This is a genomic window from Nocardia sp. NPDC058497, from assembly GCF_042720195.1.
Lineage (GTDB): Bacteria > Actinomycetota > Actinomycetes > Mycobacteriales > Mycobacteriaceae > Nocardia.
The window spans coordinates 1-8,664 of the sequence record NZ_JBHXMY010000233.1; the positions used below are offsets into that span (position 1 = coordinate 1).

Sequence of the window (8,664 nt, forward strand, 5' to 3'; positions counted from 1 at the left end):
CCCACCCACCCCACCCCCCCCCCGCCCCGCGGGTGACCACACCGGGGGGGGCCGCCCCCCACCGCGCGGCCCCCCCCGCGGCGGGGGGCCACCTGGGACGGGGGCGCACGCTGGGCGCCCGCGCCGAGATCACGCACGGTGCCGCGGACCGCGTAGCCGTGCTCGAGCAGTTCGGCGATGCAGTGGCCGGCCACGAAACCTGTCGCGCCGGTGACGAGTACCCGTGTGGTCATGATGTTCACCCATTCGTCCGACGGTGCAGCCGCACATCTGAGCGGTGCTCAAATAATCTAAACACTGCATAAATTCCCTGTCCAGTGCCAATTCGCCCGGACTGCTCGCATACGCTCGGAGGGTGAAGCGCACCAGTTACCACCACGGCGACCTGCGGGCCACACTCATGGACGCCTGCCTGTGCCTGATCGAGACCGAAGGCCTGGCGGCCGTGAGCTTGCGCCGCGTCGCCCGGGAGGCCGGAGTCAGCAGCGGCGCGCCGTATCACCACTTCGCCGACCGGGCCGCGCTGCTGTCGGCGCTGTCGATCGACGGCTTCCAGCAGCTGGCCGCCGAGCTCGCCGCGACCAGGGCGGCGGCCGCCACGCCACTGAGCGCGCTCACCGACCTCGCCCGGGCCTACGTGCAGTTCTCCCGAACTCATCAGGCCCAGTTCCGGCTCATGTTCCGACCCGAGCTGTCCCAGCCGGAGAAGCACCCCGATGCCGCCGACGCGGGCGATGCCGCGTTCCAGATACTGGTCGACACCGTCGCCGAGTGTGTCGCGACGGGTGTACTGTCCGCCGACCGCGCCGACACCCTCGCCGTCGCGTGGTGGGGCCTGGGCCACGGCCTGGCCTCGCTGTGGCTGGACGGGCATCTCGAGAAGCGCAGCGAGCAGATGGGTACCAGGGCACCGGAACTCGTCGACGCGATCATGCAGGCGTTCACCACGCTCATCACACCGCGGTCCGGGGCCTGACGCGCCGTCGCGTATTCCCCCTGCCCGGCCCGCGCGCTCACCTACAGTAAGTAGCACCACATTTGCCTCGTGTGCCCACCCGAGCAGGAGACCCGATGTCTGCCACCACGAAACTCGACCCCGTGGTCGAACTGTTCGTCGACGCGCTCAACGCCCAGGACACCGGCCGCTTCTACGGTGTGCTGACCGAGGACGCGACCATGTCCGACGACGGTGTCGAACGCAATCTCGCGCAGTGGACCGAGGCCGAGATCTTCAGCAGCAACGGGCATCTGGAGATCGAGTCGGTCGACGCGGACGGCTTGGAGCTGACCGCCGACTACACCAACAGCCGTTGGGGCTCGATGCGCACCACCTGGCGGTTCGTCGTGCGCGACGGGCTGATCAGCCGATTCGAAACCGGACAGGCGTGAACGACAATCACTTGCTGACCCCTCGGTACGGCGAGGGCTCCCTCGCCGATCTACTCCCCTCCGTGCTCGCCTGTCTCGGCGTCGACGGCGAAACCGACCGGCTCGCCCTCGGTCTCGATGTCGACCGGGTGTGCGTGCTGCTGATCGACGGACTGGGCGCGCAGGCGCTGGCCGCCAATGCCGATGCCGCGCCGTTCCTGTCGAGCCTGGCACCGGGGACCATGACCGCGGGCTTCCCGAGCACCACCGCCACCAGCCTCACCACCCTGGGCACCGGCCTGCCGCCGGGCGAGCACGGCATCGTCGGCTACCTGCTGCGCCTGCCCGACGAGGAGCGGCTGTTCAACACGTTGCGCTGGACCCTCACCGGCGACGGCCCCAAGGTCGACGCGCTGACGGCGTTCCCGCCCGACCGAATCCAGCCGCGGCCCACCGTCTTCCAGCGCGCCACCGCGGCCGGGATCGCCGCGATCCAGGTCGCGCCCGGCTACCAGGACGGCTCCGGTTTGACGAGGGCGGGCTGGCGCGGCGGCGGTTTCCGGCCGACCTTCTCGGTCGGCGATCTCGTCGACGGCGTGCTGCAGGCGATCACCTCGGCGCCGAAAACCCTGGTCTACACCTATCACGCGGATCTCGACACCACCGGTCACGCCCGCGGCCCCGCCTCGCGGGCCTGGCGGTTCGAGCTCGCCAACGCCGACCGGATCGCCGCCGAACTCGCCGCGCGACTGCCCGAACGCACGGCGCTGATCGTCACCGCCGACCACGGGATGGTCGAGCTCGTCGACCGGATCGACTTCGACACCCACCCGTACCTACACGAGGGCGTGGTGACGCTCGGCGGCGAACCGCGCGCCCGTCACGTTTACACCGCCGAGGGCGCGAGCGCCACCGTCGAAGACACCTGGATCGGGTCGCTCGGCCACGACTTCCTGGTCAAGACCCGCGCCGAGGCCATCGAGGCAGGCTGGTTCGGGCCGCGGGTCACCGCCGACGCCGCGGCCCGCATCGGCGATCTCGTCGTCGTCGCGCGCGGTGACGGTGGCGTGGTACGCACCGGAGCCGAGCCGTTGCAGTCGATGATGGTCGGCCACCACGGCTCGCTGACCGCCGCCGAACAGCTCGTTCCGCTGCGGATCCACCGCACCTGAGCCGTACCGCCTAGTCTGTAGGGCACTCGACGCGCAACCGCGCTCGGCGAACACTCCAGGAGGAATCATGCACGCCACCACCCGAACCGGCGCGCTCGCCGTCGGCGTCGCGGTCCTGGCGGTCCTGGCGAGCGGCTGTGCCGAGGTCGAGCGGGTGCTCAACCAGGGTGGCGACACTCCGTGCCGCGAGTACGTCAACCAGGAGCCCGACACCAAGCGGATCACCATCACCAAGGCGATCAAGGAGCGCAACGGCACCGACAACGAGCCGGCCGGCACCCTGGTCGACTCGATGATCGTGCAGGTCGACCTGCTGTGCGCGGGCCAGCGCAATGTCGACACCCCGATCAAGAACGCCGACATCGCCGGCCTGTTCCTGAACAAGTAGCCGACGGCGGCGTCAAGCCGCCACGACAGGGCATGCGCCGGTGACCTGGTCGTCCTGGCGGCAATCGGCGCACAGACCGGTGGCGCAGCTGATAGACAGGAAGGCGCCACCGACGAGCAGGGAGTGAACGTGGGCGCACACGACGACCCGATCGCCGGATCGCCCAGGCCGGACCGGCTCGCGGACTATCGTGGCGCGCTCGAACAGCAGTGGAACCGGCTCGCGGCGCCGTCGCGTCCATTGCAGTTGCCGCGCGACACCGGTCCGGTGCGCGAGGAGGTGGCCAAGTCGTGGCAGCGCTCGCTGAACACGGTGGATCCCGCCCAGACCGTCGCCCCCGGTTTCGACGACATCAGCGACCGCTGGTCGGAGTCGCCGCTGCGCAGGCCGGTCACCGAACTCGCGGGACAGCTGCGCGGAATCGCCGAGGACTCCGGCTATCTCGCCGTCGTCAGTGACGAATCGGGCACCATCTTGTGGACCGCGGGCGATCGCACCCTGCGCCGCCAGGGCGAACAGGTGAACTTCGCGCCGGGCGGCGTGTGGGACGAAAGCCATATGGGCACCAACGGATTGTCGCTCGCGTTGCACGACGACAAGGCCGTCACCGTGTTCTCCGCCGAACATCTGGTCGCCGCCCTGCACGGCTGGGTCTGCTATTCCGCACCCATCCACGGCCCCGACGGCAGGCAGGTGGGCGTGCTCGACCTGTCCTCGAGCTGGGAACGGTCGCATCCGATGGTGATGACCTCGGTGCGCGCACTGGTGACCGCGGTGGAGACGATGCTGCGCGCCGAAGCGCCTGCCCCCGCGCCGGGCGTGCGGCTCGAATGCCTCGGCGCCGCACGGCTGTTGCGCGACGGCAGACCGGTCCCGCTGCCGCCGCGGCAGCTCGAGATCCTGGCCCTGCTGGCACTCGAGCCCGAGGGCTACACCCCCGAACAGCTGCATGCCGCGGTCTACGGTGACCGGGCGGTGTCGCTGAACACGCTCAAAGCCGATGTCTCGCACCTGCGCCGGGCCACCCGCGGCGAGATCGCCAACCGCCGCTACATGCTCACCGGACCCATCTCCTGCGATGCGGTGGACCTGCTCGCCGCCATCGAGGGCGGCGATCTCACCTCGGCGCTGTGGCTGTATCGCGGTCCGCTGCTGCCCGGTTCGGACCTGCCCGGCGTCGAACAGTGGCGGGCCCACCTCGATGTCGGCATCCGCAACGCGGTGCTGGGCAGCGACCGCGCCGAGCACGCGGTCGCGTTCGGCCAGCGCTGCCCCGGCGATGTCGCCGTGCACGAGCACGCCCTGCGCCTGCTGCCACGCGACGATGTCCGCCGGGCCGTCGTCACCGCCCGTCTCTACACCGCACGCCAGGGCTGACCTGCGCAATCGCGCTCACCAACCTCGTACCAACCTTCGCCGACCATAGTGTGTCCCACCACGCAAGGGTCGCGAGGAGCGAGGCACATGATCTACGGCAAACCCGGATCGGACACCGGCATCGTCAGCTATGCCGCCCGGTACGACAACTTCATCGGAGGTGACTGGGCCGCCCCCATCGAAGGCCGCTACTTCGACAACACCTCCCCCGTCGACGGCGAGACCTTCTGCGCGGTGGCCAGATCCACCGCCGCCGACATCGACATGGCGCTCGAGGCCGCGCACCGGGCCACCGACCGCTGGGCCGCGACCCCGGTCGCCGAGCGGGCCGACATCCTCAACAAGATCGCCGACCGAATCGAGAACAGCATCGAACCGCTGGCGGTCGCCGAGACCTGGGACAACGGCAAACCGGTGCGCGAGACCCTGGCCGCTGACCTACCGCTGGCCGTCGACCACTTCCGCTACTTCGCCGGTGTCCTGCGCGCCCAGGAAGGCGGGATCTCCCAGATCGATCCCGATACCGTCGCCTATCACTTCCACGAACCGCTCGGCGTCGTCGGGCAGATCATCCCGTGGAACTTCCCGATCCTGATGGCGGCCTGGAAACTGGCTCCCGCGCTCGCGGCAGGCAACTGCGTGGTGATCAAACCCGCCGAACAGACGCCCGCCTCACTGCTGCTGGTGGTGGAGCTGATCGCGGATCTGCTACCGCCCGGGGTCCTCAACGTGGTCAACGGTTTCGGCGTCGAAGCGGGCAAACCGCTGGCGCAGAGTCCGCGGGTGGCCAAGATCGCCTTCACCGGCGAGACCACCACCGGCAGGCTGATCATGCAGTACGCGGGCGAGAACATCATCCCGGTCACCCTGGAGCTGGGCGGCAAGAGCCCCAACATCTTCCTGCCCGATGTCATGGCCGCCGACGACGACTACCTCGACAAGGCGATCGAGGGCTTCGTGATGTTCGCCCTGAACCAGGGAGAGGTGTGCACCTGCCCGTCGCGGGCGCTGATCCACTCGTCGATCTACGACGAGTTCCTCGCCCGCTGCATCGCCCGCACCGAGGCCGTCGTATCCGGTCATCCGCTCGACACCGAGACGATGATCGGCGCGCAGGCCGGCAACGACCAGTACGAGAAGATCCTGTCCTACCTGGACATCGGCAGAGCCGAAGGCGCCCGCGTGCTGACTGGAGGGGAAGCACGCAAGGTCGACGGACTGCCGGGTGGGTATTACATCGAACCCACCGTCTTCGAGGGTGAGAACACGATGCGGATCTTCCAGGAGGAGATCTTCGGACCCGTCGTCGCGGTGACGCGTTTCGACACCACCGACGAGGCGATCCGCATCGCCAACGACACCCTCTACGGCCTCGGTGCGGGCGTGTGGACCCGCGACATCAACTCCGCCCATCGACTAGGCCGCGGCCTCAAGGCAGGCCGGGTGTGGACCAACTGCTACCACACCTACCCCGCGCACGCCGCATTCGGCGGCTACAAGAAGTCGGGATTCGGCAGGGAGAACCACGCCATGACGCTCGGGCACTACCAGCAGACCAAGAACGTGCTGGTCAGCTATTCGACGACGAAACTCGGGATGTTCTGATGCAGAATTGGATCCACCGTGTGGAGATCACCGAACGGGCACAGACGCTGTTGCGCAGGCTGATCGAGGACCACGGCCCGGTGCTGTTCCGCCAGGCGGGCGCGGGCTGCGACGCCGATGTCGGGCTGGTGTGCCTGTCCGCCAAGCTGTTCCCGATCGAGAAGGCCGACGTCCTGCTCGGCAGGCTCAGCTGGCACACCGAGTTCTGGATCAGCGCCGAGCAGTTCGAATGCTGGAAAGACACCCACCTCACCGTCGACGCGGTGCGCGGGCAGGCTGGCGCGGAATCACTGGAGGCGGGTCAGGGCATGCGATTCGTGTTGCGCGCCAGGCAGTTGACCGCGGCCGAGAACGCCGCGCTGGCGGACGCACCGCCCCCGCGAACCGGCGCCGACCGCACGCTGTAGCGGCGCCACCGACCTGACCTGGCTGGACCTTCCCGGCACTGCCAGGCCACGGCGAGCCCCCGCCGACTGGGCCATCGCGGCTCAGCCGGCGGGGCGAGCTCGTCGTTTTCCGTGTCGGGCCGTACATAGCAAATGCGTTCGGGCACAATCCAAATCGCGTCTCGCTCAGCGGGACCGACACGACAAGACTGCAACGATTCCGTTACGTTATAGCGATGTTCTTAGCGAGACTCGGTGTTCGTACCCGAATTCTGGCGATCGCCCTCATTCCCAGCCTCACTCTGGTGGTGGTCGGCGTCGGCACGGCGGGCTACCTGGTCAACGAGAGCAACAAGGCCAAAAACTGGGCGTCGCTGATGCAGGCGGCGTCCCCCTACACCCGCGAGCTGATCGAATCGGTCCAGTCCGAACGCCAGCTCACGCTGGCACACCTGGCCGGTGACGAAACCGCCCAGTCCGCGCTCGGCCCGGCGCGTGCCCGGCTCGATGCCGCCTTCCGCGGCCTGATCGAGATCTCGACCGGTATCCGCGAGATCGACGATTCCAATATCGGCGATGACAAGGGCGGATTCGCCACTCTCGGAACGCATCTGGCCGGTGTCCGTGGTGGCGCCGACGCGGGGATGCTGCCCGCCTCGGACGCGTACACGTTCTACAACCGCCTGCTCGACGTGTTCACCCAGGGCACGAAGGTCGCCGAGCGCGCCGCCCCCGACGCCGTCGTCGCCTCCGGTGTCGGCGAGGGCATGCGCCTGCTCAACGCCCTCGAGGCGATGTCGCGCAGCAACGCGCTCGCGCTGTCGATGGTGGCCTCGGGCGGCCCGACCTCCATCCCGCTCGACGAGTTCATCCGCCAGAGCGGCTTCTATCACAACGAAGTCGCCAATGTCGCCGCGGAACTCGACGAGGCCCAGCGCACCGCGATCACCGCGTTGCTGGCCTCCCCGCACTGGCAGCAGCTCACCGAGATGGAATCGGCCATCGTGGCGCGGTACGCGGCACCGGCGACGCAGAGCACCGCAACGTCGGCCAAGCAGGCGCCCGCCACGGCACTGCCACTGTCCGCACCCGAATGGCAGAACGCGGCAGCCGAAGTCAACCGCGCCATGCTCGACGCGTACGGCGCGCAAAACCGGTATATCCAGAAGCTCGCCGAGGACACCGCGCACCGGGCCGAGGTCAACTCGGCCCTGGCAGGCGGCGGCGTGCTCGCGCTCAGTGTGCTGGTCATCCTGGTCGCGGTGATCCTGGCCAACCGGATCATCCGCCGCCTGCGCCGCCTGCGCACCGAAACCCTCACTCTCGCCGACACACAGCTGCCCGCTACCTTGCGTGCCCTGCGCGAGGGCGGCGAGATCGACGCGGCCGACACCTCCCCCACGCTGGACTTCGGCCGCGACGAGATCGGTCAGGTCGCCAAGGCCTTCGAGCACGCCGCCTCCGCCGCGATCCGCGCCGCCGTCGACGAGGCCCGCACCCGCGAGGGTGTGCGCGCGGTGTTCCTCAATATCGCCCACCGCAGCCAGATCGTGGTCCACCGCCAGCTCGAGATCCTCGACGAGGCCGAGCGCAGCCAGGAGGATCCCGCGCTGCTGGAGACCCTGTTCCGGCTCGACCACCTCGCCACCCGCGAACGCCGCAATGCCGAGAACCTGATCATCCTGGGCGGCGGGCGGCCGGGTCGCCAGTGGCGCAAGCCGGTTCCGGTGATGGACGTCGTGCGCAGCGCCATCGGCGAGACGCTGGACTACGCCAGGGTGCGCGTCACCAAGCTGCCCGAGGTGGAGGTCGTCGGCACCGTCGTGGCCGACCTCGTGCACCTGCTCGCCGAGCTCGTCGACAACGCCACCGCGTTCTCCCCGCCGCAGTCGCGGGTGGAGGCGAGCGGCAACATCGTCGGCAAGGGTGTGGTCGTCGAGATCACCGACCAGGGCATGGGCATGAGCCCCGAGGACCTGGCCAAGTACAACACCATGCTGGCCGATCCGCCGGACTTCGGTGTCGGCACGCTGTCCTCGGATTCGCGGCTCGGCCTGTTCGTCGTCGCCCGGCTCTCGACCTCGCACGGTGTGTCGGTGCGGCTCAGCGAATCCGACTACGGCGGCATCCGCGCCATCGTGCTCATCCCGCTGTCGCTGCTGGCCGGTGACTCCGACACCGCGATGATGGCGCCGGTGACGACCGGTCCGCTGCGGCGGGGGCTGCCCGCTCCCGCCCCCGAGCCCGCCGCCGCGATCGAATCGGCACCGGCGCCCACCTCGGTGGCCACGCTTGTCGCCGATCCGCCCACCCCGCCGCGGCCGGTGGCGCCCGCACCCGAATTGCCCCCCGTGCAGACCAACGGCTC

9 protein-coding genes are annotated in these 8,664 nt (G+C 69.3%); 8 read left to right on the plus strand and 1 reads right to left on the minus strand.

Features of this window, described 5'->3' with window-relative positions:
• Positions 1–233, minus strand: a 233-nt coding sequence (locus tag ACFWPJ_RS17150) for an NAD-dependent epimerase/dehydratase family protein (RefSeq protein ID WP_378852401.1), incomplete at its 3' end; no start/stop codon positions are given.
• Between the two features lie 122 nt (positions 234–355).
• Between ACFWPJ_RS17150 and ACFWPJ_RS17155 the strand changes: the two genes are divergently transcribed.
• The 8 genes from ACFWPJ_RS17155 to ACFWPJ_RS17190 all read left to right on the plus strand — a co-directional run.
• Entirely contained in the window at positions 356–976 is a 621-nt protein-coding gene (locus tag ACFWPJ_RS17155) for a TetR/AcrR family transcriptional regulator (protein ID WP_378852402.1), read from the plus strand.
• A 95-nt stretch (positions 977–1,071) separates the two neighbouring features.
• Positions 1,072–1,389, plus strand: coding sequence for a nuclear transport factor 2 family protein (locus ACFWPJ_RS17160; RefSeq protein ID WP_378852403.1), 318 nt, complete (start codon positions 1,072–1,074; stop codon positions 1,387–1,389).
• Positions 1,386–2,540, plus strand: a complete 1,155-nt coding sequence (locus tag ACFWPJ_RS17165; protein ID WP_378852404.1) for an alkaline phosphatase family protein — start codon at positions 1,386–1,388, stop codon at positions 2,538–2,540. The genes ACFWPJ_RS17160 and ACFWPJ_RS17165 overlap by 4 nt, the downstream gene beginning before the upstream one ends.
• 67 nt (positions 2,541–2,607) lie before the next feature.
• Positions 2,608–2,928 carry a hypothetical protein gene (locus ACFWPJ_RS17170; RefSeq protein WP_378852405.1) on the plus strand — a complete coding sequence of 107 codons (321 nt, stop codon included), beginning with the start codon at positions 2,608–2,610 and terminating at the stop codon, positions 2,926–2,928.
• 129 nt (positions 2,929–3,057) lie between these two features.
• Positions 3,058–4,305, plus strand: a complete 1,248-nt coding sequence (locus ACFWPJ_RS17175; protein ID WP_378852406.1) for a transcriptional regulator — start codon at positions 3,058–3,060, stop codon at positions 4,303–4,305.
• An 87-nt stretch (positions 4,306–4,392) separates the two neighbouring features.
• On the plus strand, positions 4,393–5,910 hold the full coding sequence (locus tag ACFWPJ_RS17180) for an aldehyde dehydrogenase family protein (RefSeq protein ID WP_378852407.1): 1,518 nt from the start codon (positions 4,393–4,395) through the stop codon (positions 5,908–5,910).
• Positions 5,910–6,317, plus strand: a complete 408-nt coding sequence (locus ACFWPJ_RS17185) for a DUF779 domain-containing protein (RefSeq protein WP_378852408.1) — start codon at positions 5,910–5,912, stop codon at positions 6,315–6,317. The genes ACFWPJ_RS17180 and ACFWPJ_RS17185 overlap by 1 nt, the downstream gene beginning before the upstream one ends.
• A 215-nt stretch (positions 6,318–6,532) precedes the next feature.
• A partial coding sequence (locus ACFWPJ_RS17190; RefSeq protein WP_378852409.1) for a nitrate- and nitrite sensing domain-containing protein occupies positions 6,533–8,664 on the plus strand: 2,132 nt, incomplete at its 3' end.

Coding starts and splice junctions, on each gene's coding strand:
- ACFWPJ_RS17180 (WP_378852407.1), top strand. CDS start 4,393: ATGATCTACGGCAAACCCGGATCGGACACCGGCATCGTCAGCTATGCC.
- ACFWPJ_RS17170 (WP_378852405.1), top strand. CDS start 2,608: ATGCACGCCACCACCCGAACCGGCGCGCTCGCCGTCGGCGTCGCGGTC.
- ACFWPJ_RS17160 (WP_378852403.1), top strand. CDS start 1,072: ATGTCTGCCACCACGAAACTCGACCCCGTGGTCGAACTGTTCGTCGAC.
- ACFWPJ_RS17185 (WP_378852408.1), top strand. CDS start 5,910: ATGCAGAATTGGATCCACCGTGTGGAGATCACCGAACGGGCACAGACG.